Raw genomic sequence first — 26,459 nt, 5'->3', positions numbered from 1 at the left:
CGCTGAAGCGCCGATCCATGAGTGAGCGCAAGGCGCTGGCATTGGCCGCAAGGGCTGCACGAGTGTTGGCAGCGTCGGGGCCGAACTGCATGATCAAGTCCCACACGGTGGGCGAATCGCTTTCTGATTGCAGCTTCCACAGGCCACGGCCCAGGCCGACCGGGTTCACGACACCCCACCAGCCACGGCTGTCGGTGGTATTGCCAAATTGGCTGCTGCTCACGCCAGAGATGACGGCCTGATAAAGGCGCGTTGAGCGGTTGAACGCACTGCTGCTGTCAATGCCAAAAGTGGTCTGCGATGCGCCGGAGTTGGCAGCTTGCAATTGGCCGTAGTTGGTGGCCGATTGAATGACGATGTTGTAGGCCGTGGGCAGTTTGCCGCTGTAGCTCAGGGCCGCTGTGCCGCCTTGGGCGTTGGTCAGTTGGGTCACTGTGCCGCCAGCGACCACGATGCCGAAGGCATTGCCACCCGCGCCAGGCAAGATGGTGCCCAGGTTGGTGATGGTGGTGGTGCCCGTGGTCACGATGCCCGAGCCGCCCTGCGTGGTGCCAGCACCACCGACGATGGTCGCACCGGCCTTGTTGTTCAGCACCAACGTGGCAGAAGTCGAAGCGATGGCTGCACCACCCACTGTGCCTGCGCCGCCTCGGATGACGCCACTGCCGTCGTTGAGAACATCCAGGCGGGTGCTGCCCACAATGCTGTGGACGGCCGCAGCACCTGAACCGGAGCCACTGGCGCCCGCACTGATGACGCCCAGGTTGGTGATGGTCGATGTGCCCGTTGTCTCGACACCTGCGCCGCCTTGGGCGCTGCCAGCACCACCCACAATGGTCGCACCGGCCTTGTTGGTCAGCACCAACGTGGCAGAAGTCGAAGCGATGGCTGCAGCCCCCGAACCGGCACTGCCCGCCCCCCCTTGAAGGTTGGCGCTGCCTTGGTTGGTCACCACAGTTTCGGCAGATGCCGACTGAACAGCCGCCCCGCCCGTCAGGCCATTGCCGCCACGGATGGCACCGCTGTCCTCGTTGGTCACTTCCAGGCGAGTGCTGCCTGCCGTGATTTGGATGGCTGCCACGCCTCGACCGATCGTGTCCGAGGCAGCGCCCGGCGCGATGGTGCCCGAATTGGTGATGGTGGCATGGCCGGCCGTCACCTCGATGCCTGATCGACCCTCGGCGCTGCCCGATCCACCTTGAATGCTGGCACCCGATTGGTTGTTCACCACCATTGTGGCCGCGGCCGACTGGATGCCTGCACCACCGATCAGACCATCACCACCGCGGATCACACCCAGCGTTTCGTTGACCACTTCGAGGTAAACACTGCCTGCATCGCTCTGGATGGCCGCCGCGCCATTGCCACGCGTGCCCACCGAAACACCTGCGATACCACCGATGCCCGATGTGCCCCCAGCCCCCGCGTTGCCGGCCGTGGCATACGTGATGGTGATCCCACCCACCGTGCCGTCCAAACCAGCGGTACCTCCCGTACCGCCAGTACCTGCGGTCCCGCCGGTCCCGCCGGTACCACCAGCGCCTCCATTGCCCCCGTTACCGTTTGAGCCCGGCGCGGTCGAAACGTCACCTCCCGCACCACCATTCCCCCCAATCCCCGCTCCAGTACCACCAGAGCCGCCATCGCCACCATTGCCCGCCGATTCTGTGCCTGTCGCGGAAGTCGCTGCGCCGCCTGAACCACCGTCACCACCAAAACCGCCACTGCCACCACTACCGCCATTGCCCCCCGTAGCAGCGCCACCGCTGGTGCTAGTGGCAGCGCCACCATTGCCACCGGAACCGCCATTGCCGCCACTGGCGCCTGCCCCGCCATTGCCACCGTTGCCAGCAGTCGCGGCACCCGTTGTGCTGTCTGCACTGCCACCGTTCCCACCGGCGCCACCATTGCCGCCCAGACCCGCTGCACCAGCGACACCCAACGCACCTGCCGCGCCTGCCGCGCCAGCGCGACCTGCTGCGCCCAGCCCCCCCCCTGATCCACCCACAATGCTGCTGTGGTTGCTGATGCGCAATGCGCCATTTGTTTGCAACACAGCAGCGGCCCCATGACCACCGGCCCCGCCGTTACCACCGTAGCCGCCATTGCTGCCGCTCCCGCCACTGCCACCATGGCCGCCATCGCCTGCGGTGCCGCCATTGCCGCCATCAGTGCCATCCATTCCCACCGCTGGGTCACCCACCGAAGATGCTCCATTCATGCCCGCGGCTCCATTGCCCCCGTTGCCCCCGTTGCCCCCAGCACCGCCGGCACCGCCAGCACCGCCTGAACCACCCGCGCCACCTGCGCCGCCCGCGCCACCTGCGCCGCCCGTGAGCGAAGAATTGACAATCAACACAGCGGTTGAAGCGCTGGTGCCCGAATAAGTGGCGGCCGCGCTGCCCGACAAGCCAACACCGCCAGACCCTGCGTTGCCCCCTGCAGTGCCGTTGCCACCCGACATGCCATTGCCACCCGCTTGTCCGTTGCCACCCGACGGGCTCATCAAAGTGCCATCAACACCGTGAGCACCGGCAACACCGGCAACGCCAGCGGCACCTGCTGTGCCCGCTGCACCCGATGCGCCCGTTGCACCAGCTGAACCAGCCGCACCCACGACAGCGCTGCCCACAGTCAAGGTCTGGCCGTCGGCAATCGCTTGGGCATTGACTTGAGACCATGCCAAGGTGCTGGCCATGAAAGCAACCCACCATGCGGTGTCTTTGCGAAGTTTTGAGGTGGGGCGAAGCTTGTTCATGGTTAATTATCAAAATTTATGAATTTTTTAATTTTATTACTCAAATGCATAAAATTAAAATAGCTCCAGTGAATTCAGTTTGCAATTTGAAATCAGGTTTCCCGTGCACGGGCTGGCCTTCTATGCCATCTACCGCTGCGAAGCCCTGCGACAAACCACCTCAACTCAACTCAACCGAGACTTCACGACCAGACTTTTCTTGGGAGTCGTTTTCAGCATGGCTTTGGCGCACGCAGCCTTTACGCAAAACAGAGCGACCTTGAACAGCTTTTCGGACAGCGACCTGATGGTCAAGCGCATCAGCTGCCCTGCGGGCAATGTTCAATTTGCAAGGGGGGTGCGTTGGGCACCTGCCAACAACGGCGTCAGCATCACCATCAACGACTCAGACGAGGTGCTGCTGCCTGCGTCTTGTTATGCCGAAATGTATTGCGCCCGCTACAAGGGGGCGTCGTCAGTGGTCATCGTGGACGCACCGGCCTGCGGCGGCAACGCGGTGTCCGAGGAATACATCGTGATTGACCTGATCTCCAAGCGCAAGGTCACGCTCAACCATCCGCAGATGAAGGCGAATGTGCGCTAGGAAACGTCAAGGTGATGATGGTCTTGCTGCTGTTCAGTGCACTCAGCTCCATCACTTTTGTCCAAGCATTGTTTTGTACCTTTTGGGATACAATCAGTCATGCCCGCAATTTACACCACCAAGACTTTTGACCAATGGTTCATCGGTCTCAAAGACTCAAGGGGACGTTTTCGCATTCAAGCGCGCATTGACCGTGTCGAGCTTGGAAATTTTGGCGATTGCGAACCCGTTGGTGGAGGCGTGTCAGAGATGCGCATTCACTTTGGTCCAGGCTACCGTGTGTATTTGACGCAAAGAGGCATGGAAATTGTTGTGCTGCTGGCAGGTGGTGACAAGAGCACTCAAGCCAGAGACATCAAAGCTGCTTTGGAAATGGCCCGTGAATTGAAGGAATCGAAATGATCGAAAAACTCACAAAGTGGGACTCTGCAGAGCACCTCAAGTCTGATGAGGACATCGCGGCATACTTAGATGCCTGCTTCGAAGTTGCTGGCGATGATGCCGCTTTAATTGCTCACGCATTGGGTGTAGTCGCTCGTGCTAAGGGAATGACACAGCTGGCAAAGCAAACCGGACTGGGGCGCGAAAGTCTCTACAAAGCACTGTCTGGCGAAGGCAATCCCAGCTTTTCTACGATCCTGAAAGTCATGAACGCGCTCGGCGTGCAGATTCACACCGAAGTTGCACACGCATGATGCGATGCTGAATTGAACACTTGGATCAAGCTAGGAAACATCAAGGTGGCAAGCAGTTGAACTGGCCTGGCTATTTTGGTGTTCAAACCAACCATCCAAGGAGATGGTCTTTGGTCGTCCCTGACCCCTTCGCGGGCTGGGGACTTTTCCGAAAGGGAGTAAAATACAACCTAAAGAAACCTAGTGGAGTCATTATGTCTACAGCAGTCAAACTCGCCGACACCCTGATTGATCAGGCTAGGCGCTACGCCAATGTGGCACATCGTTCTGTACCTAAGCAAATCGAATATTGGTCCCAGATTGGTCGCATTGCTGAAGAAAATCCAGATCTGCCATTCGCGATGATTCGTGAAATCTTGATTGCCGATCAGGAAGAGCCCGTCGGTGAGTACCAGTTCAGCTGATGAAAATCCTTCTTACGCCCACGTTCGAACGGGCACTCAAGAAGCTACACAAACCTCAGAAGCTGGATCTCGATGGGGCAGTTCGGGCCATTGTACAGGACCCAGCTATTGGAGAGGCCAAGGTAGGTGATTTGGCGGGTGTGCGTGTCTATAAATTTCGGATGAGCCATCAACTGTGTTTGCTGTCGTACAGGAGCTTGGATGAAAACACGATCAAGCTGTTGACGTTTGGGGCACACGAAAACTTCTACCGTGATCTGAAAAACATTGAGCACTGACTGCGAGAGTGTCAAGCGCATCAGCTGCCCTGCTGCCCTGCTGCCCTGCTGGCAATGTTCAGTTTGCAAGGGGGGGGCGTTGGGCTCCCGCCAACAACGGCGTCAGCATCACCATCAACGATTCAGACGAGGTGCTGCTGCCTGCGTCTTGTTATGCCGAAATGTATTGCGCCCGCTACAAAGGGGCGTCGTCGGTGGTCATCGTGGACGCACCGGCCTGTGGCGGCAACGCGGTGGCCGAGGAATACATCGTGATTGACCTGATCTCCAAGCGCAAGGTCACACTCAACCACCCGCAGATGAAGGCGAATGTGCGCTAGAAGCCGTCAGGGCGCGCAGCCGGGGGCGTTGGCTGGTTGTTTCAGAAGTTCAAGCTAACAATCAAAGAGATGTTGTTGCCATCAATGCGACTTACCCAAACACGGGCTGTGCAAGCGCCCCAGGATTAAACACATGCACTGGCGGTGAAATCAAATCTATCTTTGAAGTCGATTATGTCGTCGGCAACTGCATCAAAGAATGCGCCAAAGTCTCTGTCTCTGCACTCAGGGGATACATGTGCTTGTATTGCAGAATTTGCTTGGCCACCAACTTCAGCCTGACAGGCAATGATGGCATATCCAATGGCTTTGACAGCGGCTGGTTGTATGGCGGCACATTGCCCGACTGGAACTCCACGGCCAAGGAGATTCTAGGATCTGTAGCACGCGGCGAAGAGTGCGAACCCCAGTGCAGCACAGCTTGGTTCCACATGAAAAGACTGCCTGCCTGTGCTGGCAATGCTCGTACATCCGCTGGGTGGTACCGCCACTCTTTTTCATCCACCGTGTTGTAGGTTGGGTCTCGGTCTGCTGGAACAATGTACATGCAGCCATTGAGCGGCGTGGCATCTGTCAATGGCAGCCACACCGTCAAGGTCTTGGGCAGTTTGTCAGGAAACAAGGTCTCATGCGTGTTGTCGCGGTGTGGCCGCCAGCCACTTTCGTTCTTTTGAGGATTCACCATCCAGGTCCAGAAATCTGGACGACGCAAATACCCATCCCCCAGCAAACCGCCCAAAATCCGGTGCATCCGCACAAATAAACACCAATACTCGTCATAGACGAAGGCAAAAGGCAGAGGCAAATTCTCGCTGTCAAGAGTCTTCACCAGTTCAGCCATGGCCTCAATGGGCAAACCCCACTGCTGTGGCGGCAGCTGAAAATAGCCCTCCACCCTCATCAACTCACGCAGAGTATCCAGTGTCTGTGCATCGGCCTCCCAAATGGTTTGACTCTGCAAGAACGCTGTATCGACGACATGAAACGCTGGGGCAAGTTCTTGCCAAAACTCTGGGCGTGTGATGTTCTCTTGGGTCAAAACACTCATGACTCTCCTTATCTATTTGCAGGTTCAGCGCAACGCCAGATCAAGCAATTTGCAGCGCCTTCAAGACTGGCAATTGCTTTTCAGCAAAGGTACGCGCTTGCTCGGCAAGCTCTGCAAGGTTCTCTTCTGGCGTGGACAAGGTATTGCCCGCCTTGACCAATTTTTGACTTTGCATGGCAAGAATCTCCCACACGAACTTAACCCATTCGTCGGGAGACTTTTTGCCATTTCGGATGGCCAGCAAAAACAGCTGTTGAATGCGGTTCAACACATGGCCGCCACCTGTTACGGGGCTGACCAGATAATTCAACTGCGTATTTCCGCGGGCTTGATCCATCAAAGCAGCATTCAGCGCTTTGGCGTTTTTGCTGTTTTGCAAAGACTCTTCTTGCACTGAGTAAACATGGCCCATGCCACTAAGGATCATGATCGCCTGCATCAGTTGGCTGAATTGGATATTCTTACCATTGAGCGCAGCTTCCATTTCGCCCAAACTTCTTGGCTTGAGGTCAGACAGGAGATCAAGGATTGGCTCGTACACAGTCTCTTGCAGCGATCCCTCCCCAAGTGCAGCATTGATCTTTAACGGGACGTCTTCGCGGCGAGTGACCAATAGCACCCGCAATGAACGAAATGCCTCGGCTTGCTGCAGCAGCGTCATTTTTCTCGCGCCTTTGACCCAATAATCCTTGCGGAATTGTTGGTTAACCATGTAGTCGCGAATGCTTTGACGGAACATGGGGTCAGGAATTTCAGCGAGCAGCGCTTGTTGTTGTGCTGTCAAATTGATCACATCGACGGCGTCTAGCAAATTGGCAGAACAGGCGAATTGCATCTTGGTGGGCTCGAGCCAATTCACCATCGATGCAAAGTAAAGAGGGTCCCAATGGCCGTTCAGATATTCGTGGGCCAGATAGTGTTTGTTCTGTGGCTTGATGGCTTTGTTAAAGCGTTCAATCACCGAAGGGTTGGCTTTGGTCCACAGCGGTTCAGAATCAAACAGTTTTTGCGTAAATTCCAGCGCATTCTCCAAGCTGCTCACAATGCCTTGGCCTGGTGCAGTCATCTTGGTTTTGTACTCGCTCATCAAATGCCGTAATGGCGCGGCGGTTGACCACCCTGGCAGTGTGTTGTAAGACATGTAAACCACGCCTCCCACCTTGAGTTTACGTCGAATGAATTCAACGATGATGGCTCGGTTTTCGTTAGAAATCCATGTCCAGATGCCGTGCAGTGCGATGAAGTCGAATTCGGGCAAATCGCTTCGGCCACAAAACTCTGCAAATGACTCATCGAAAAGTTGTGCGCCAGAAATGCCGCCCAACTCTTGTGCAAAGCCCGCATGGCTCGGATTGAAATCTGTACCCCACCATGCCACTTTGGATGAGGCAGCAAGCATATTGGTGCCCAGGCCTTGGCCGTATCCGAGCTCGCAGGCCGTGCCCACTTCGGGAAACTCAAGACCTTGATTCAAAAATGCGAGCTTGATTCTGAGTGGATTCAACTCAGGGTAGTAGCCATAGGTGTAATCGATCTCAGCCACGTAGCCAGCTGTCCAGTCGCTCATCTTTTTTCCTTTTTTGTATCGAGGTCTTTTCTGAATGCATTGAGGAATGCACTAAGAAAAAACCCCATCCCCTTGTGAGGGATGAGGTGTGATGGTATCAAACCAAGGCGCAGTCCAAAGACTGCGCCTCAGATCGATTAAGCCAAGGTGAACGCGGCTGCAGTAATTGTCGTCACACCTGTCAAGTGGATGTAGAAGTCGGTAACACCGTCACCAGACACGTCCACGTAGAGTTTGTTACTTGTCGAGTCAAGTGCAGCAGAGGCTTGCGTGTTGGATGCTGACGCTGTGTTGGCAAGGAAAGTCGTCGCATCAGCAGCGTTGGATGCCACAAACACTTTAAAGCCATTTGCAGCAACTGCAGTTCCCGTGTGTGTGAAGCCCAAGACGTCACCTGTCAAGTCAGTAGCAGTAGGAGTAGCAGCCAAATCCAGGATCGGTGATACGCCGTTGCCTTTTGTGTTCGCCACGAAGTCAGTGATTGTGTCGAATGTACCTGTACCAATCGAAGAATGGCCAGCTGCATACACAAACGTGTCATTGCCAGCACCACCGGACAAGGTATCACCAGCTTTGCCGCCGGTGATTGTGTCCACGCCACCGCCACCAATGATCACGTCAGCGTTAGCCGAACCAATCAATGTGTTACCCAAAGAGGAACCCTTGATGGTGATTGGCGCTGTTGGCACTACGGGGCTCGTGGTGTTATCAACCGCCAAGCTGACGTCGATTTTGGTAAACGCACCAAAGTTTGCGGAAGCATCAACCAATCCAAGGCCGGTCTGAGTTGCTGCAGACGCAAAAACAATCGAATCTCCGCCGGTGACGATCAAAGACTTCAAATCGTTGTTAACCAGAGTCAAGGTGTTTACGTTGGTGTCCGGCACAAAGCCAGAAACTTGATCAGCAACTGCCACCGAAGACTTGCCTGAACTCTGCACGGTCAGCGTTTCAATGCCGGTTGCAGTAATCGCTGTTGTTGTTCCAACAGGAGCTGCTTTTGTATTGTTGTCATCTGTCCATCCCAGATTCAGAACAACCGTAGCGGAATCAGCCTTGCTGTCTGCCTTCATTTCAACAGTGGTGATGTTCGCGCTGGCAGTGCCGTTCAATGTCACTGTTGCGCCTGTATTGGCAATCACTTTGGCACCAGCAGCCAAGCCCTTGTCGAGGATGACGCTGTTGACACCCCAGATTGTGGCATCCACTGTACCAGTTGCAGCAGTATTGGCTTGGATGGCCTCGAAGCCGATGTAGTTTGCTGTATCAGTAGCAGTTGCAGTAGACAATGTTGCGTAAGCAGCCACCAGGGTGTCAGTATCGGCGCCTGCATTCACAGAACCGCCTTTGCCAGCCAGGCCTGCGATAGTCACTACGTCATTACCAGCACCAGTGCTGATGGCGACTGTCGAAGTTGTGGCCAATTGAATGGTGTCAGCACCAGCGCCACCAACGTAGGACTGGGTCGCACCAAGATCAGCCTTGATGGTCACGGCAGCGGTAGAAGTACTGACGATCGCAGCCTTGGCATCAAAAGTGAAAGCCTTCGAAACTGTCAGAGCTTGGTTACCACTGATATTCACAGCCGTTGCCTTGCTTGCGGTAAGTGTGTCCACGGTGTTTGCTGCAGAAACAGCCGCAATGTTCAAGGTCGTTGGCACTGTACCCACATCAACAGCGCCTGTCGTTGTCACGCCAGCCAGTGTCAGGGTTTGTGTGGTTGCGGTTGCTTTGGTCAAGACACCGCTGGAGCCAGTGTAGCTTGTGCCCGCGCCAGCCAAGGTCACAAATGCCAAGGCGTTGGATGTCGCTTTGGCTGCACCGAAATTGGTGAGACTGACAGATGTGATCGAACCAGGCAGCACTGTCGAGGCAGCGTTTACATCGTTGATAGTAACTGCACCAGCCACAACACCCGCGAGGCCTTGCGTTGTCGTTGCCACTTCAGCGGCTGTAATCTTGAGGGTTGTAGCAGTACCTGTAAAGTCTGTGCTAGCGGCATCAGTCACTGCACCGGTCTTTTTGGCAGTAAACGTAATCGTATCATCTGACGCAGAAGCAACCCAGTTAGGACTTGTCGAAAGATTGTAGGCTGCCGCAAATGCTGCAGCTTCTGTGATAGCAGTCAGACCGCCGGCGGATTTGTAACTAGTTAAAGTATCAAATTTCAATTCGTCGTTCTTTGTACCAGCAGCCGGTATCTTCAGTGTAAAGACTTCTTTCACTCCGGTAGCAATACCCTGATTAACCACAGCATTTGTCGTCAAAGCAGTACCAGTCACGGTGACAGCACCATTGGTCGCGTCGATGGGCGTAGCAGAAACACCAACCTTGGTTCCTTGAACAGCAACAGTAGTGACGTTTACAGAAGTGCCACCTGTAACATCGATCTTGCCAGTGGTGACGCCACCATCCAAAGCAGCCAAATTCTCAACAACCTTCACCGTACCGACAGGCGCAAGCACTGCACCAACGGCAATCGTTGCGGTGGATGCGTTAGCGCCGGTAGTTGTGACGGACACATTGGCGCCGCCGTTGACTGCTGTTGTCATGCCTGCTGCAGCTGCAGTCGAGGAAGTGATGTTTGTGGTAGTAGCGGCAGTAACATCAACAGCGGAAGCCGTTGTCTTGACACCCAGGTCAGTCAGACCAGTCCACAACAGCGAAACAGCCTTAACAGCGAAAGCGCTGTCAATATTGACTTTTTCAACATTGGTGAGCGAAAGGCCCGCCAAAGCAGCAGAGGTCGTATCAAATGCGGATGCAGGACGGATGTTCAGCGTATCGATGCCAGCGCCACCGTCAATAACGTCAACGGTTTGAATCACATCAACAAATTTTGCTGAAGCAGTCGAATCAAACACAACTGCCGCAGTTGCGGTGATGGTGTCGTTACCAGCAGTGCCATTGATAGCATCCGATTCAACAGTGAGGGTGAATGGCATACCAATTGTCGAGGTTGTGGCATCAGAGAAATTAGCATCCCCCGTGCCAATTGAAGCACCATAGGCAATTGCATTGCTTACCTTGGCATTCCATGCCTCAGCAAAAGTACCAAACATCGCGTCATCGGTCAGATTGGAAAAGCGTGCCAACATTGTGTTGATCACTGCACCGCGTGCTGTGTAGTCCACAGCATTCAGCTTGCCAACAATGTATGTTTTTGCCTCCTCAACAGCAACTTCACCTGTGATGCCGAGGTTGGCAATCAACGTATCAGCAACCACATCGGTACCGGTTTCACCAACGCTGTTTGTGTAAACCGTGTTCAAAAAGCCATTTGTGTTGCTACCGATTTGACTGGAGTACTGCGCCATGTTGGCTGCACCAACTGCCAGACCGTAAAGTGCACCAGCGTTGCGAGCAACGACTGTTTGTGCATTGACCAATGTAAATGACATATCTATTTCCTTTTGAGTATTGAAAAAATTCAGTTTTCTTTGCAAAGAAAGCCGAGCACGAGTTGGAACACCCACACTCGCTTGAAAGTCCTCTTCTGTACAAGCAGCTTAGACACCGCGCACGAAGGCTCTCAAGCCAATCCGGTAAATGCTCAAAGTACCAGTGATGCAATTCGGCTTATCACCCAGCAACCCCAACACTTTGACATCGTTGGATTCTAACTAGCACTATCTTGTTTTTTTGTGATTCGAATCACACTATCGACATATTTTGAGGTTTGTTGCAAAACAGCCTCACTTTTATGAATTATTTGGTTTTAAATAAACCCTGACGCGTTCAATTCAACGCCCAGCGCAGTCCCACATAGGTTGTTAAATTCTTGATATTTAACAAGGTGTTAGTCGATTTTTGTGAAGTTGATTCCACATCCACCCCAGCACTCCAAGCTTGACGAATTGGCAACCAATAGCCTAGGCCGCCATCTTGGCGATGGGTTCGGGTCGGATCAATCCCCAACAGACCACTGAAAACCCGCTCATCCTGACTGACGCTGTACCGATACCAAGCGGTCAGCCGGCCCTGCCGGTTGCTCAATGGCAGCACCATGTTCCGCTCGTGGCGGGCGTAAGCCTCCACCCGGTGCTTGTTGCCACCTGGGCGGTTGGTGTTGGAGGGGGTGTCGCGTCCTGTGGTCAGGCCCCAAATGGTCTCTGTCGATGCATCGATGCCTGTTTTTTCCGCAGGTCCGCAGCCCGCTTCCAGCCGAAGCTGCTGGTAAGTGCCATCTAGGCTGGGGGCACTGAGGTACCGTTGCGCGGTAAGACTGTGTGCAATTGAACTTTTGCAATCGCCAAAACGCCAGCTGGGCTCGTATTTGAGGCTGAAGACCTGGTCTTTGTAGCTGTAAACACCGGGCTGGCTGAATGAATGCGCACCCCAAGCACCCTGCAGAACGCCCGGCCCCAGTGGGTGGGCATAGGCTGCAAACCCTTCGGCCAACTGGTTGTTGGCCAGGGTGGCGCCTTCGGCGCGGCGACCTTGCAAAGCCAAGTTCAGGCGCAGCTCGCCATCACCCAGCTTGCGTAGGCCTTGGGTGGCCACCAGCATTTTGACAGCTGCCCCAGCCTTGGGGCGCTCGCTGTCTGCCAGCGGTACTTCAACAGGGCCACTGGCTAGGTAAAGCGTGAGCGATGTGGTGTGCGTGGCACTGGCCAGGTTGGATTCATGACCCATGCTGGACTGCATGAGGCTGGACCAATTCCAGCCACGGTCAGGGATAGCATTTGCAGTCGCCGCCAGAGTCTGGAGTGAAGCCCCTTGGACCAAGCCGTCTTGCAACCAATGTTTTAGGTCTGGCTGTATGTCTGAACGCTCAGCCACTTGGCGCACCAACTCCCGCGCCGGTGTACCTTGCCCCTGCTGAGCCAGCGCTTGGGCAAAGTCGAGCTGCGCTCCTGGCAGTTCGGGGTTGAGCAACAATGCCTTCTCAAGTGAGATGGCAGCATCTTGCGGCCAGCCTGCACTGAGAAGCAGCGCTCCTCGGTAAGCATGGAAATCTGCCCGCATGTCGCATGCTTGGGCCCATGGGCTGAGTTGAACAAGTTGTGTACGAATGGCGTCTTTGCCCTTGGGCAGGCTGGCGCCAAACAATGCTGCTGGGCAGGTGTCCTCAGGTGTCAAATTGACCGCACGGACTTCCGGCACCACCTCAGCAGCAAGAGCTGACACTGCACAGGCAAGTGCTGAAAAGGTCAACAGGCAACAGGCTGCAGAGTGGCTGGCGGGCATGGAAAAACAGCCGCTTGGTCAGCGGCTGAAAATGGAAAGAACAACATCAGTAGGCCAGCGCCTTGTCTTGCTCGACGCTGTAGACCAAGTGTAAATGGTTGGCGTCGTAAGGGACCGGCAAGGCGTGCACTTTACGTGGGCGGGTCAGGCCGGCCAGCAGAAAGTCGCCCAATGGCTTAGCTTGCGAGGTGCCCGATTGCTGAACGACTTCGGGGCCAAGCAAGATGGGATAGGCCAATTCGGCTGTGAGGCCTTCGAGGCGCGAGGCGATGGTAACGGTTTCGCCCAGAACCGAGTGCACTCGGCGATGTGCAGGCCCAAAGGAGCCGACCATGACTTGGCCAGTTTCGATGCCGATGCCCAAGTCGAGCGGCGGTGTTTTGCGGGAAGCCACTCGGGGCAGTTGGGCTACGCCTTCTTGCCAAATTTGGATGGCAGCGCCCACAGCTTTGGCGGCGTGGTCGGCACAAGGGGTGGAGCCGTTCCAGACGGCCATGATGCTGTCGCCCACCATTTGCTCCACCACACCACCGTGCTGAGAAACAACGCGGTCCAGGGTGGTGTAAAACAAATGGAGCACGGTGGCCGAGTCTTCGGGCGAGCGGCCTTCACAATAGGCTGAAAAGTTGCGCAGGTCTACAAACATGACCGTGGCGTCTTGACGCTGCGCTTGCACTTGGGCGCTAGGCCCCTCAAAAGCGACTTTGCGGGCAGCCCCTTCAGGCAAGTAGCTGATCAGGTTATGGAACAAGCGCTCACGCTCGAGACGCACACGCAGCATTTCGGCCACAAGCACCAGCGCAGATGACAAGACGACAAACAATGCGGGCAAGCCCCAGGCCAGAACTTGATGCTCCGTCAACAACGCATAGACATGAACTGCGAACAAAGCAGCCAGGTTGATGATGGCCGCCAGGGGCACGGTCACCCCTGCTCCGGCACGATGCCAGCGGAGCATGCCCAACAAAACAAGCACACTGACGAGAGAACTGAGCCAAGACCACAGGCCGGCCCATGCGGGGACCTGTGGTGTGCGGCTGTCGAGCGCGGCAGACAACAGCTGTGCATGAACTTCTATGCCACCGACCGCGCCACCTTGCGGGGTGGCCACAGCGTCTCCTGCACCCATGGCGGTCGAACCCACCAAAGCCCAGACGTTTTTGAGCAGGCCCTCAGGCACTTTGCCGGCCAAGACGTCGGCCGCAGACACCGAGACAAACCCGTTGCGCGGCACTTGGTAGGACACCATGACTTCGCCAAGGTCGTTGGTGGGCAGGCGGATGTCGCCCATTTGAATGGATTTGGTGGCCCCTAAGAAACCAGCGGTGCTGACCCACTGGGGCTGGCTGCCGGTAGCGGCAGCCAAGGCAGCCACAGACAGTGCGGGGTAGGCTTTGCCTTCAAAGCAAATGAGGCCAGGGATTTTGCGCACAGCGCCATCGGCATCCACTATCGGTGTGATGTGGCCCAAAGCGGGTGCACTGCCTGCGCCAAGCAGACTGGCTGATGGCGCCAAATAGCCGTAAGCGGGCGTGGCCGATTGGGCGCAGGCTTGCGCCCCAGGGATTGTGGGCAGGGCACCCGTGAGCGTGCCGGTTCGAACTTGAGGTTCGATGTGGAGAGAAAACAACTGCGCAATGACGCTGGGTGCGCCTTGCTGCAAGGCTTGCTGCAGCGCGGCATCTTGGGGCTGGGGGCCATCAAACAGGATGTCAACGACTTTGAGGCCAACCCCTTGGGTGTCGAGGGCGGTGAGAAGTTGGGCCACTCGGTCACGCGGCCAAGGCCATGGGCCTAGAGCCTGAACACTCTTCTCGTCTATATCGATCACCACGACACGCTGCTCTTGGAGGCTGCTGTCGGCGAGGGACCATGTTCGACTGGTAAGGCGATCATTCCAGGCACTCAGCGAGTTGGGTGCAGTCAATTGCAGGAGCCAAACACAAACCGCGGCCAGCGCCAGCGCGAGAACGCGCATAGCGACCGGGCTCAGTAAAAACTGGGCCATGCGAGAAAACCGTGGTGCGGGTGATGTCATGCTCATCGGCCCCACAGTGTGGCGCCAGTGAGGCTGCCGTTATTTACAGGTGCGCGGAAGAAATAGCCAGCCTGAAGACCATTGAGGGTCAGGGCGCCACCCAGACTTAGCCCTTTGGGTGTGGTATCCCGAAAGATGCCCGTGCTGGTGTCGATCTTGCCGGCAAACTGTAAATTTTGAGGACTAATGCCTTCCGCAGAGACTTGCAATTGGGTGACATAGGTACTCTGTGCAAAATCGATGCTGAAAATGCCCGAGTTGACAGTGGCTGCAACAACGTTGTTGGACGGTGGACGGTACTGGGCTGCAGATGATGTGAGTTTAAAGTCAACTTGATTGGTTAAGCTGGGCAGCAGGTTGGGAGAACCCGGGTTGCGAAACAAAAAGTAGTAGCCATCGCCCACAGTGACTTCGTTTCCCGAAAGCGCCGCACGAAACCCAATAGTCAGGTTGTCACCTGGTGCCGGCACCTGGTTCCATCGCCCCCAAACCAAACGAGAGACACTGACCAGCTCCTCTGGGCGAACACTTTCTTTGCTTGCAGAAGAAGCCCTGTCTGCGTTGTCTTTGAGCTGACCGTCCTGTGGCTGGAGTTTGTTGTTCTCTTTTTGGGCCGGTGCGAGCTGAAATCCCGGGTCAACGGTGCCGTTTCGATACTCGAGAGCCATTCCCGTCATGGCGGCCGTGAGTTCACGCGCACGGCTGGTGGCACAAACCCCCAGTGTGTCGGCACGGCAACCTTGGTCAAACGGTGCCATGACAATGGCCCCTTGATTAACAGTGACGCGAGTGGCGTCTTGGCCGGTTTGGGTGACAAAGTCAGTACCTTTGACGCCAATGGCCACCAAGGGGGTGTTAAGACGGAAGCGTTCTTTGGCGGCTTGTGCGGCAGCGCCAGAGATGGAGCGGACCTCGCCCTTGCTGAGGGACAGGCGAACCACCGATGCAGCTGGCTCAGCGGGGTTGTATTTGAATTCGTGGATGGTGAAGACCGAATTGGGACGCACGCTGACCAAGGCACCGTCCTTAAAACGAACGTGCACATGCCCACTGGCGGAGGTCTTGATGACGTCGCCCTCTCGAATGGGCTTGCCTTTGAGGACAGGTGCGGCGGTTTCGGTTTCACGACCGATGTCGGACAAGCCAATGGCCAATGTGACCTCGCCCACCGCAACCGATTGAGTGGCCTGCACCTGAACCTGGCCAAACCCGGCCCACAACAACGAGGCCAAGGCCAGTTGGAGGAACAGTGAACGAAGGGCTTGAGGCGTCATGGCCAGAAAGGGTAAGTGGGTGTGGGCGTTGTAAGGCTGGGTTGAAACGGCTGTTTAATCATGCCGGATTGGCGATTTTAAGGATTTGGCGGGTCCGGTGCATGTGCGTGCAATCACATGAAAGGCCACAAAAACCCGGTCAAAAGGTTTTGGCGTGAAGAGCGGATATTCATGACCGGCGGGTCACTTCAGCCTGTTCTGTATTTCATAATAGCCGCTTCATGGCGATCCACACCTCTTTGTTACAGCAGTTCGCGCTTCTCCGGCATTTGCCGCCAGAAGCGCTGCAGCCCTTGGCCGAATCCGCCAGTTTGCGCACTTTTGCGCGGCGTGAGGTGGTGCTGGATAAGCAGACCCCTGTGGAGTCTTTGTTTTTCTTGCTCGAAGGCAGGCTGCAAGCCACTGACTTCACCCTGGACGGCAAAGAGGTGGGTTTGTATTTTGTGGAAGAAGGTCAGTATTTTGGCGAAATCGCCATGCTGGACGGCTTGGCCTACCCAGAGATCATGATCACCAACAAAAAGTCGCAGGTGGTTCAGGTGCCCAACCGCCTCATTCGGCATTTGATCTTGGAGCAACCCCGGATGACCGAGGTGGTGACACTGGGTTTGGCCCAGCGGGTGCGTGAGCAAAGTGAGCAGCGCCAAATTTTGAGCATCAACAACCCGCTTCAACGGGTGTGCGCCCAACTCTTGCTGTTGCTACGCCATGCGCCTGGCGGCAACAGCAGCGCAGTCAGCGGCAACTTGCAACGTGAATTGCCTGGCGCCCCCACCCACCAAGAGTTGGCCATGATGGTGAACTTGAGCCGCGAAACGGTGACCCGGGTGTTTCAGGTGCTTCAAGCCCGAGGAGCGCTTGATCGGCAAGCCGAGAGTTTGAATGTCGATGTACAGCGGATCGTGGAGTTGACCCAAAATGCAGAGTAATCATTGGGCGACCTATTTGTGGCCTTGGCAGTTCCGTGACTTGATTTGGCAATTTGCAAGACGTGAGGTCGTGGCCCGTTACCGAGGTTCGTGGCTTGGGATGGGCTGGTCAGTGATCACACCATTGGCGATGCTGTTGATTTACACCCTCGTTTTCAAGCATGTTTTTAATGCTCGCTGGCCTTCTGCCGCAGAAGGAAGCAACTTTGATTTCGCTCTTAACCTTTATGCGGGCTTGATCATATTCAACTGGGCTGTGGAGTTGCTTGCACGGGCACCCAGGCTCATTTTGGATCAACCCAACCTGGTGACCAAGGTGGTCTTTCCGCTGCCTGTACTGGCTTGGGCTGCATTATTGGCCGCAAGTTTTCAGACACTGATTTCCACCTTGCTGTGGCTGTTGGCATGCATTTTGGGGGGTCATTCACCAGGGGTTTTATGGGTCTTGGTGCCGATCATATTGCTGTCATTTGCCCCTTGGCTACTGGGTATGAGCTGGTTGCTCAGTGGCCTCGGCGTGTACCTTCGCGATTTGTCTCAGTTGGTCTCGCTTGCCATGTCAGGCTTGATGTTTTTGTCGCCCATCTTTTACCCGACACAAGCACTTCCAGCATGGTTGCGTCCAGTTGTGCAATGGAACCCATTGACTGGGCCGATTGAAGCGATGCGTGACTGCGTGCTTAACAACACCTTCCCACAGGTTTGGCTTTTGGCCATAAGCACAGGACTTGGCTTACTGACTTGTGTGTTGGGGCTATCGCTGTTAGAGCGCATTAAAAGTGGGTTTGCCGATGTCCTCTGAATTGCAAAGCAAACCGTTCGTGATCGAGTTGAACGGCGCAGCCAAGCGCTATCCGCGGAAAGTTAAACCGGCATCACGCTTATGGCAAGCGTTGTGGGGGAAAACGGCACATGGCTCGACTGAGAGTGAATTCACAGCGCTACATCCCTGCACCCTGAACATCAAAAAGGGCGAGGTGGTTGGCCTTGTGGGCAAGAATGGCGCAGGCAAGTCGACACTCTTGCAAATCGTCAGCCAAACCTTGAGTCCTAGCGAAGGACAAATACACGTTAGCGGGAATGTGCGGGCCATTCTGGAGTTGGGCGCAGGTTTCAACAGCGAGTTTTCCGGTCGGGAAAACATCCATTTGGCCATGGCGACTGCTGGTTTGAGTAAGGCACAAACTCTGGCCCGAATTGAGGAGATCATCGATTTTTCGGGCATCCGGGATTTCATTGATCAACCACTCAAGACGTATTCGAGTGGCATGTATGTGCGTCTGGCCTTTTCTATTGCGACATGTTCAGAGCCTGACATCTTGATCATTGACGAAGCGCTATCGGTGGGCGATGGAGAGTTTGCACGCAAGTCGTTCGACCGGATCATGGCACTGAGGGAACGCGGCACCACCATTTTGTTTTGCTCGCATTCATTGTTTCAAATCGAATCGATTTGCACACGGGCTATTTGGCTGCATGCCGGCAAAATCGTCGCACAAGGGCAGCCGGCTCAGGTGGTTTTGGCTTACCAAGAGTTTCTAGATCGGAATGAGTCGGTGGTTGCTGACTTTCCGACTTCGTCTGCCCAGCCATCATCTCCTGTAGGTTACGCAAGGCTAACGCATGTGCGGGTGGGAGAAAAAGGGCCCGGCCAAGGCCCCTTGCATTTGCTGTCAATGGTTGATGATTTAAAGGTCAATGCAAGCTTTTCAAGTGACCCGAATTTGCCCTGCCCATCGGTGGCGGTGACTTTACACACACCAGACGGCCGAATACTGAGCAGCGCTGGCGCATGGAATGACGGTTTTGAATTGCAACGCGACGAAGCAGGCGCAGGCTCTTTCCAGCTTGTTTTCGCTCGCCTGCCCTTGCTCAAGGGGCGTTATTACGTCAGTGTCCACTTGTTTTGCGAGCGCGGTTTGCACATTTACGATGTTGCTGATCGCGTGATGTACCTTGAAGTTTCACAGACAGGCGTTGAGCAGGGCGTGTGCCATTTGCCTCGCATCTGGACTTCGCAGGCTGCACTGCCCATTCTGCCAGCTCAAACACAAATTACTGCGACGCCCGAGGCCTTACTGGACTGGTTGTCCGAATACGCACCCAGTTTATCGGTGGGAAAGTCCATCGTTTGCCCCATACCGCAGGCGTATGGCTTAAACACTTTGGCTCCGCACTTCGGTTTATCTGAGCAACCCGATGGCTCGTGGCTGAAGACAAGGGAGCCGCGTTGGACTCTGGCTTGGGTGCGTTCAGATGTTATGACACCTGACTGGCATGGTTTGTTCGAGGCGTGTTTTGGACATTCATTGCCTAACGATCTGGTGCAACATAAGTACAGCAACCATCCCCTGGCGGGGATAGGTGCATTCGCTGACGGAAAACTCGTTGGTTTTTACGGCTGCATGCCAAGGGCAGTGATACTCAAAGGCCAACCAGCTGTGGCTCTCCAAATTGGCGATGTGATGGTGCACCCCAGTGAGCGTGGTGTCTTGACCAAAAAGGGGGTTTTTTTCCTGTCTTGCACCACGTTGCTGGAGCAACTGATGGGCTTTGATCGACCGTTTTTGCTGGGCTTTGGTTTTCCGAACCGTCAGGGTTTGCAACTTGCCAAACGTCAGGGCATTTACACAGAAGTTGATCAGATGGTCGAGATCAATTGGACCGTCTCGCGGTTCTGGCCTGACTGGCGTGTATGCGCTCGGCAGTTGACGTCGGCTGATGAAGCCGCTGTCAATGGCTGCTGGTCTGAGATGGCCCAGGCCATGAAGTCCAGCATATTGGGCGTGCGTGATTACCAGTTTGTGATGCAACGATTTGTCCGGCATCCGACCGTTGATTATTCGGTACTGTTGGTGCGGACGCGCTTCTCAAACAAGCCGCTAGGTGTGGTTGTCATGCGTGACCGCGGGCAAGATGGGTTTGAATTGGTTGACTTGGTTGGCGCACCACATCACTTCACGATTCTTGTTCGCGCGGCTTTGCGACATGCTTATTTGCGTGGACATTGCAAATTGATGGCTTGGGCAACCCAGAGCCATTGTCAGCTGTTGAACACGCATAAGGCCACATCGACGCCCATTGATGTCTGGATTCCAGCCAATGTTTGGTCTCATGCCCCCCCCCCAGAGGACTTGCAGGGTAGCTGGTGGTTAATGGGTGGCGATACCGATTTTCGATGAGTGGTATGACCCCTTTGAGCTCTTTACGTGTTTTGATGGTCACACGCGAAATCGGCCAAGACCGCCGTTATGGACTCGGCAAAAGCTTGGCCCCCATCGTGGAGGCTTTATGCGCAGCAGGTGTGAGCACATCGTATGTCTGTCAGGATGATTTGCCAGCCGCATGGCAGGCACAGCGTGGACGTTGGCTGGCCAGGATTTTTCGTTGGCCAGGTCTGCGCGACCATTCGCACCGCCGCATGCAGCTGATAGCATGGACAGAGCGCTTGTGGATGGGGTTTTGGGCTGCACGCATCGCACGCAAAGATGGCTTTTCTCATGTGCATTTGCATGACCCATGGATGGGCTGCGGGTTTCGGATAGCCGCATGGTGGCTGGGATTAAGGTCAATCAAGTGGGGGGTAACTGAGCATGGATTTGGCTCTTACTCTTTTGCGACTCACGTTGATGGCTTGCATCAAGGCCCTAGAGCAGCACGCTGGTTTCGACGCATTGAGGCCTTGACATTGTCTGCAGCTGACTGGGTTATTTGCCCAACAACTGCTGCTGCGAATCAATTGGCGCGAGACCTATCACTGCCTCAAGTACCTGCTCATTGGCATGTGGTGGCCCACAGCAAGCCAAAGGTGCCAGCACTGTCAATGACGGATGCCCGCGCGCAATTGGGTTGGTCATCCCATGGTTTGTATGTCGTTGCAGTAGGTCGATTGGCGCCCCTGAAAAACATGAATTGGATTCTGGAAGCTTGCGCTAATTGGGCAACCAAGTGGCCTCAGTTGAAGTTATGTATTTTGGGCGAAGGTGACCATGACGCGATGCGCCAACTGGCTAAATCATTGGGATTTGCCGATCGCTTGGTGTTATTGACAACCGACGATGTGATGCCTTACCTGCGTGCCGCTGATGTGTATGTCAGTGCCTCTTCAACTGAATCTTTTGGTCTCGCAAATCTTGAGGCGATGTGTGCTGGCTTGCCTTGTTTGTGCACCGCGGTGGGCGGCGTGCCAGATGTACTTGCAGACGGTGCCTGGCTTGTGCCTTGTGAACAAGAAGCCATTACTCGATCGCTAGGTACTTTGCTGGACAATGAAGACTTACGATCCTCTTTGCGTGCACGGGCCGATGCTCGGGCTTTGATTCACCAGAATGCCGACAGCATCGCACAACGTTATGTTCAAATTTACGCTACGCCCCCGCAAACCATTTTTCCCAACTGATTTACCGCCATGCGAATTACCTGCAGCGCTGGATCTTTCAACTGCACGTCGTGTCTTGGTTTTTGCACCTCATCCCGATGACGAAGTATTAGGCTGCGGAGGTACGCTGGCTCTTTTGGCAGCCCGTTGTGCCGTGAGAGTTGTGTTGGTCACAGATGGAAGCGGCGGTGGTGATCTTCCCGCGGAAATTGGTCCTCAAAGACGTGCTGAATGGGTGGAGTCTCTGGCATTGCTGGGCATTACGGATGTGACATTTTTGAATTTGCCTGATGGTCATGTCTTGCCGGGGCCGCTCGTACAAAGTTTGATCACGAAAGAGATATCAGCTTTTCAGCCGAATTGGGTATTTTCGCCCGGTATGACGGATTACCATCGCGATCACATGGCTATTGCTCAAATGGTGCATTTGGCTTGCAAAAAAGACCTTGGCGTCCAATTGCTTCTGTCCTATGAGATTTGGGCTCCCGTGTGGGCTACGCATGTAGTTGAAATAACACATGTAACCGAGCTTAAGCGCCAATCTTTGTTATTGCAAAAAACATCCTTGCAATACGGCAATTATTTGCAAGCCATAGAGGGGTTAAATATCTACAGAGGTTTGTATTTAGGTCGTCCGAATGCTTGTGCCGAAGCTTTTGCGGTCAAGGACCTGAGGCAGAGAGGAAATGGGCTTCGCTGCCGCCAGTATTGGCTTGATTGGCTGAGGCACATTGGAATTTAATATTTTGCCAATTGGAATAAAGAAATTCCGCACCCCCTTAATAAGGCCAACATAAATTACGTTATACGTGTTGAGTCCATTTTTTAATCAAAACTTTACCCACGGCAATTGATTTCTCTTCGACCAGATGCCATGAAATCCACGCGCACACCAATGCGACCATGATTGATAAAATTTGATTTAAGAAAATTCCAGAATTGGGAATGTAATGTGCAAAGACTTGCTGCACTGGAAATCCCCACAAATAAACGCCATAAGACAAGTCGATCTTTGGCTTGAGTTTTTTCATCCAGTTTTTAGCTGACAACCAAAGTACAAAAGCGAATATGCTCAAGTGAAGCAAAACAAATGCATAACTGGCTTTTCTAAATAAAAAATAAATCAGCAACAAACCAATTACGAATCGGCCATCAACCTCCAATTCATCTTTGAAAATTGCAACAATAACGCCTAAGGCGAAAGAAGGAATCAGGAAATCCACCTCAGCGTTCTGTGTCTGCCATGTGAATATCAACTTGCCACCCCAAAATGGATCAGCAAAAAAAATTGAAAATATTGCAATTGAGAATATTTTTGAGCGAAACCCGCCAAGCATGAAAATTGCAACCAACCCCAAATATGCTGCCATCTCGTAGGGCAAGGTCCAAAGTGACCCGTTAACTACCGATGGGTATTTGTTATTTTCGAATACACCAGGTAGAGCATAAGAAGTATCCAGAAAAATGTTTCCAACAATATATTTGTACAGCAAATGATTGGAGAAATACTCACTCACAGTCAAATTCGTAACAAGAGGACCAATAAAAAAACCAGAACCCAACACCACAAAAATAAGTGCAGGAAATATTCTAAAAACTCTTGAAATCAAAAAGTGAACAACACTTTTCTTCTCCATTAAACTATTGGCGACAACCAAGCCACTGATGAAAAAGAAAATAATAACGGCAAGAGATCCTGAATACCCAAAACCAATCCATTGCGAAATGAGATCAAATTTTCCGGCTTGCGGTGCAATTGCGAATGCATGCCCATAAATCACCATAAATGCAGCGATTAACCTGAATACATCTAAGTTATTATTGTCTTTTACAAGTAATTCTTTAATTTTCACGGGCGTTTTTCAATAAATTTTTTAGTTTTCACTTCTGGTCACAAATCCATACCACGCCGGAGGGCAAATGATCAAGCAAAACTGGTTTTCACGAGACTTGCTTGATGAAGCGCTTCAAGAAGCTGGGCTCGAGTCATTTTATTCAAGTCATTTTCCCGCCAAATGTATTCATCTTTAATAATAAGATTATTTTCAGCATAAAAGGTGGCTATGCTTTTGAGCATCATTTTAGGGTTATAACGATCAGCCATGTATTTCTCCCCCATATCTACCTTAGAGTGAAATGTGATGTGTTCGTGCCAAACCAGCGCTCCAGGTGCATTGAGCAGTTGATAACCTGCTTTTTTAAGTGCGAATGAAACGCCCGCATCTTCAAAGGTATTTGGATATCCATCGTGCAAGTAAGGCGCAATGTTGACTGTAAATAGTGTTGCCCCGATAGGGCACCAGTCAACCTCTCGGAAACGACAGGTACTCAGATCGGTGTACGGTTTTCCGATGTCATGAAGGCCTAAGTCGATCACCGGATCCTGTGGATCGATTTGCTCAACCTTTCCGCCACTGAACTGCAGCTTCCCGTTGGGGAAGGTGACACGACAACATACCGCGCCTGCTTGTGGGTGGCTCTCAGCGCGCACCAAAAGCTCCTCTATCCAGCCTGGTTCTGGGACTTCGTCATTATCAAAAACAATGAACCATTCGCCTTTGGCATGCTCTAGTGCCTTACGACGCCCTTGAGCGGGGCCGAGGTTGATATCACCGTAAATAACCCGAACGAAGGGCAACTGACCGTCAATATTTGCCTTAATGAAATTGACCGTCTCTTGATCTGAGCCGTTGTCATAAAGAACAATTTCATGAGGAATGTGGACGGTTTTTTTCAGGCCTTGTAGCGCTTCTAAGGTTTGGGTGTGTTTGCCATAAGACAACATGATGATGGAAACAAATCGGGAGTAATCGCCGTTCCGGATGTTTTGACGCAGACGTGCTTCAGCCTGAATTTGAGCTGTTAACTGAAGTTGTTTGCTGTTTTGCGTTTCTGTGGTTTGTTGGGCATGCAAGCGATGGCTGTACAAAAATTCTGGTACATGGACAAAGCTGCCACTGGCATAGTGAAAAGCGATCCGCATAAGCATTTCATAGTCTTGCGCGGAATCAAAACGGGTATCGAAGAGGCCTACTTTTGCAAAAACGTCACGACGGATGATTTTGAGGTGTGTTGCATACATGGCCCGAAGGTTTTCAGCAAAATAGTCTTGTCTGGGTAAGTCTGCAAAGTGGATACGGCTGAGTTCAACCCCTGCCTGGTCGATGTTAATGCGCCCGGTATGAAGGTAAACAGTGTCACTCTGCCAATATTGGACGCACGTGTCTACTGCTTGCCGGTCCAGGACATCATCGCAATCCAAGAATGCGATAAGGTCCCCATTGGCGGCGATGATGGCTCGATTTTGAGACTCAGAGATGCCTTGGTTGCTGTCATTGAAAAGCAAGCGCACCCTCGGGTGCGAGGCGTAACTTTGCAACAATGGCTTTACGAGTGGATCAGGTGAGTGATCATCAACAATGACAACTTCTACGCTGGAATATGTTTGATTCAAGGCGCTGTCAATGCATTCGCGAAGGTAAGCAACATGGTTATAGACCGGGATGATGATACTGACCTTGACTGGCTGGTCTTTGCGGGATGACAAGTTAGCGGGTTGAACGCCTGGTGCTGAAATGTGGCGCGGCTCTCGAGCAAGGTACATCAGCCGATTGCGTATTTGACGCTTGACGCTAGAAGGCACCCACTGAAATAGACGATTAAGGTGATTGTTTTTATACAGCGCCGTCAACGCAGAGAGAGTTCGAGCGCTGAATTTGCGCGGCATCTCCATGAAGAGGATGTCAGACAAAGTTCGTCTGAATTCTGCTATTGCACGAAGCGGTGCAGTAATACGCCAAGAGCGACTCGTCTGAAACTCATGAATTTGTGACTGACGTAGTGTTTCGAGCGCCTGTATTTGCGTCTGATGTAAAGATTTAAGTTGTGCTAATTCGATAGCGTGTGTTTGGATCAGTTGCGCAATGGAACTTTGCAAACCAGGAATTTGCCTTGCGTAACCCCACAGCTTCTGCAATTGTTCAGACTCCCAGCGGATTTGCCACTTGGCAAGCATTTGCTGAAGTGTTTTCAGTGCAATTTCGGGGCGATCAAATGTAACCCCGGCACCTGAGTCACCATGAATCAGGTAAATGGCCGTGAATCCAGGAGCGTGCACGAAAGGGCCGACTTGCTGCAACTGCAACCAGAAGTCCCAATCTTCAAAAAGGTCCAGCTCCGTATCGAAATGACAAGCACGTGTTTCGGGGGTTAATTGAAAAAGAGCTGCGTGTATCGGGATATAGTTTTCGAGCATCAGCTGCTCGGGATGGTACGGATGAACGTACTCGCGCACGGTGACTTCGTTCCCTTTGTCGTCGTATCGAATGCACCTTGTATCCGAATAAGCCAGTACCGCTTGTGGTTCCTGAGCCAGACTAGAAAGCAATTTGCTGATGTGCCCTGGGAGCAACCAGTCATCTTCATCCAGAAAAATGGCCAACGACGAACGTGCGCTTTTTAGCAATGCATTTGCGGCCTGCGAACGCTGCATTTTTTCACCCGTGGTAACAATTTGAACGGGAAATGGCAGGGATTCAGAAATAGTCAAGCCTATTGCTGCGGCATCAGCAATATAAACATTCAGTTTTTTATGTGTTTGCTCCGCCAAGGACGCCAGTGCCTTATGAAGTTCTGGTCTTCCTGTACTGCGTATCAATACATCAACGGTCTGACTGAAGATGGGCACGCTGCTAATTTCACTGTCTGTCATTTCAACTTTCACTCCACTCGTTTAGCATTTGCCATCTACCTATTTGGCATTCTTACGACGATTGCGCCTGTGCATATTGCAAGAGATTGATCCTCATCGAATCATAAACGTTAGTGCTCAAGCAATTAGATGGGTAAAAAGCCAACTTCCTCAGACTAACGGGTCTGCCTGACTATTTTGATCGTTCTTGTTAGTCTGATTTTTCAAAAATCTGACATGCCCAACATCTTCTCTCGAAGAATCCAAGGGGTGTTTATGATCAAGCGCTTTAACCCAGACCTTCGGG

The 26,459-nt window shown here is 53.4% G+C and carries 20 protein-coding genes; 11 read left to right on the top strand and 9 right to left on the bottom strand.

Annotated elements, in window-relative coordinates; translation table 11 throughout:
- On the bottom strand, window positions 1–2,758 hold a 2,758-nt coding region (locus SWE17_RS14235), incomplete at its 3' end, for a hypothetical protein (protein ID WP_322993737.1).
- A 259-nt stretch (window positions 2,759–3,017) separates the two neighbouring features.
- On the opposite strand from SWE17_RS14235, the gene SWE17_RS14230 reads away from it, so the two are divergent.
- From SWE17_RS14230 to SWE17_RS14205, 6 genes are all read left to right on the top strand, one after another.
- The gene (locus SWE17_RS14230; protein WP_322993736.1) at window positions 3,018–3,341 is read left to right on the top strand and encodes a hypothetical protein; all 324 of its coding nucleotides are present in this window, start codon (window positions 3,018–3,020) and stop codon (window positions 3,339–3,341) included.
- A gap of 99 nt (window positions 3,342–3,440) precedes the next feature.
- A complete protein-coding gene (locus SWE17_RS14225) occupies window positions 3,441–3,743 on the top strand; it encodes a type II toxin-antitoxin system RelE/ParE family toxin (RefSeq protein WP_322993735.1) in 303 nt (100 codons plus the stop codon).
- Entirely contained in the window at window positions 3,740–4,036 is a 297-nt protein-coding gene (locus tag SWE17_RS14220; RefSeq protein ID WP_322993734.1) for an addiction module antidote protein, read from the top strand. The genes SWE17_RS14225 and SWE17_RS14220 overlap by 4 nt, the downstream gene beginning before the upstream one ends.
- A gap of 194 nt (window positions 4,037–4,230) precedes the next feature.
- Window positions 4,231–4,440 (top strand): TA system antitoxin ParD family protein, encoded by a 210-nt coding sequence (locus tag SWE17_RS14215; RefSeq protein ID WP_322993733.1) that lies wholly within the window; start codon window positions 4,231–4,233, stop codon window positions 4,438–4,440.
- Window positions 4,440–4,718, top strand: coding sequence for a type II toxin-antitoxin system RelE/ParE family toxin (locus SWE17_RS14210; RefSeq protein ID WP_322993732.1), 279 nt, complete (start codon window positions 4,440–4,442; stop codon window positions 4,716–4,718). Before SWE17_RS14215 ends, SWE17_RS14210 begins: the two co-directional genes overlap by 1 nt.
- 8 nt (window positions 4,719–4,726) lie before the next feature.
- Window positions 4,727–5,038, top strand: coding sequence for a hypothetical protein (locus tag SWE17_RS14205; protein WP_322993731.1), 312 nt, complete (start codon window positions 4,727–4,729; stop codon window positions 5,036–5,038).
- A gap of 172 nt (window positions 5,039–5,210) precedes the next feature.
- On the opposite strand, the gene SWE17_RS14200 is transcribed toward SWE17_RS14205, so the two are convergent.
- The 6 genes from SWE17_RS14200 to SWE17_RS14175 form a co-directional block, all read right to left on the bottom strand.
- Complete coding sequence (locus SWE17_RS14200) at window positions 5,211–6,086, bottom strand: phytanoyl-CoA dioxygenase family protein (RefSeq protein ID WP_322993730.1); 876 nt, start codon at window positions 6,084–6,086, stop codon at window positions 5,211–5,213.
- A gap of 40 nt (window positions 6,087–6,126) precedes the next feature.
- Entirely contained in the window at window positions 6,127–7,653 is a 1,527-nt protein-coding gene (locus tag SWE17_RS14195; protein WP_322993729.1) for a methyltransferase regulatory domain-containing protein, read from the bottom strand.
- A 137-nt stretch (window positions 7,654–7,790) separates the two neighbouring features.
- The gene (locus tag SWE17_RS14190) at window positions 7,791–11,099 is read right to left on the bottom strand and encodes a calcium-binding protein (protein ID WP_322993728.1); all 3,309 of its coding nucleotides are present in this window, start codon (window positions 11,097–11,099) and stop codon (window positions 7,791–7,793) included.
- A 292-nt stretch (window positions 11,100–11,391) separates the two neighbouring features.
- Window positions 11,392–12,783, bottom strand: a complete 1,392-nt coding sequence (locus tag SWE17_RS14185; protein ID WP_322993727.1) for a hypothetical protein — start codon at window positions 12,781–12,783, stop codon at window positions 11,392–11,394.
- 106 nt (window positions 12,784–12,889) lie between these two features.
- Window positions 12,890–14,881 carry an adenylate/guanylate cyclase domain-containing protein gene (locus SWE17_RS14180; protein WP_322993726.1) on the bottom strand — a complete coding sequence of 664 codons (1,992 nt, stop codon included), beginning with the start codon at window positions 14,879–14,881 and terminating at the stop codon, window positions 12,890–12,892.
- Between the two features lie 2 nt (window positions 14,882–14,883).
- Complete coding sequence (locus SWE17_RS14175; RefSeq protein WP_322993725.1) at window positions 14,884–16,155, bottom strand: FecR family protein; 1,272 nt, start codon at window positions 16,153–16,155, stop codon at window positions 14,884–14,886.
- Between the two features lie 221 nt (window positions 16,156–16,376).
- Between SWE17_RS14175 and SWE17_RS14170 the strand changes: the two genes are divergently transcribed.
- Genes SWE17_RS14170 through SWE17_RS14150 form a run of 5 tightly spaced genes read left to right on the top strand, consistent with a single transcriptional unit; the run spans window position 16,377 to window position 22,204 of the window.
- Window positions 16,377–17,084 (top strand): Crp/Fnr family transcriptional regulator, encoded by a 708-nt coding sequence (locus tag SWE17_RS14170; RefSeq protein ID WP_322993724.1) that lies wholly within the window; start codon window positions 16,377–16,379, stop codon window positions 17,082–17,084.
- Window positions 17,074–17,886, top strand: coding sequence for an ABC transporter permease (locus SWE17_RS14165; protein ID WP_322993723.1), 813 nt, complete (start codon window positions 17,074–17,076; stop codon window positions 17,884–17,886). The genes SWE17_RS14170 and SWE17_RS14165 overlap by 11 nt, the downstream gene beginning before the upstream one ends.
- Window positions 17,876–20,266: a GNAT family N-acetyltransferase gene (locus tag SWE17_RS14160; RefSeq protein ID WP_322993722.1), complete on the top strand. Its 2,391-nt coding sequence runs from the start codon at window positions 17,876–17,878 to the stop codon at window positions 20,264–20,266. Before SWE17_RS14165 ends, SWE17_RS14160 begins: the two co-directional genes overlap by 11 nt.
- A gap of 5 nt (window positions 20,267–20,271) precedes the next feature.
- On the top strand, window positions 20,272–21,483 hold the full coding sequence (locus tag SWE17_RS14155) for a glycosyltransferase family 4 protein (protein WP_322993721.1): 1,212 nt from the start codon (window positions 20,272–20,274) through the stop codon (window positions 21,481–21,483).
- Complete coding sequence (locus tag SWE17_RS14150) at window positions 21,437–22,204, top strand: PIG-L family deacetylase (RefSeq protein ID WP_322993720.1); 768 nt, start codon at window positions 21,437–21,439, stop codon at window positions 22,202–22,204. The genes SWE17_RS14155 and SWE17_RS14150 overlap by 47 nt, the downstream gene beginning before the upstream one ends.
- Before the next feature lie 61 nt (window positions 22,205–22,265).
- On the opposite strand, the gene SWE17_RS14145 is transcribed toward SWE17_RS14150, so the two are convergent.
- A complete protein-coding gene (locus tag SWE17_RS14145) occupies window positions 22,266–23,315 on the bottom strand; it encodes an acyltransferase (RefSeq protein WP_322993719.1) in 1,050 nt (349 codons plus the stop codon).
- Between the two features lie 71 nt (window positions 23,316–23,386).
- On the bottom strand, window positions 23,387–26,173 hold the full coding sequence (locus tag SWE17_RS14140) for a glycosyltransferase family 2 protein (RefSeq protein ID WP_322993718.1): 2,787 nt from the start codon (window positions 26,171–26,173) through the stop codon (window positions 23,387–23,389).
- Between the last annotated feature and the right edge of the window lie 286 nt (window positions 26,174–26,459).

The sequence above is a fragment of the Limnohabitans sp. genome (genome assembly GCF_034680285.1).
Classification (GTDB): Bacteria; Pseudomonadota; Gammaproteobacteria; order Burkholderiales; family Burkholderiaceae_C; genus Limnohabitans_A.
This window is presented reverse-complemented; position numbering and strand designations above follow the sequence as displayed.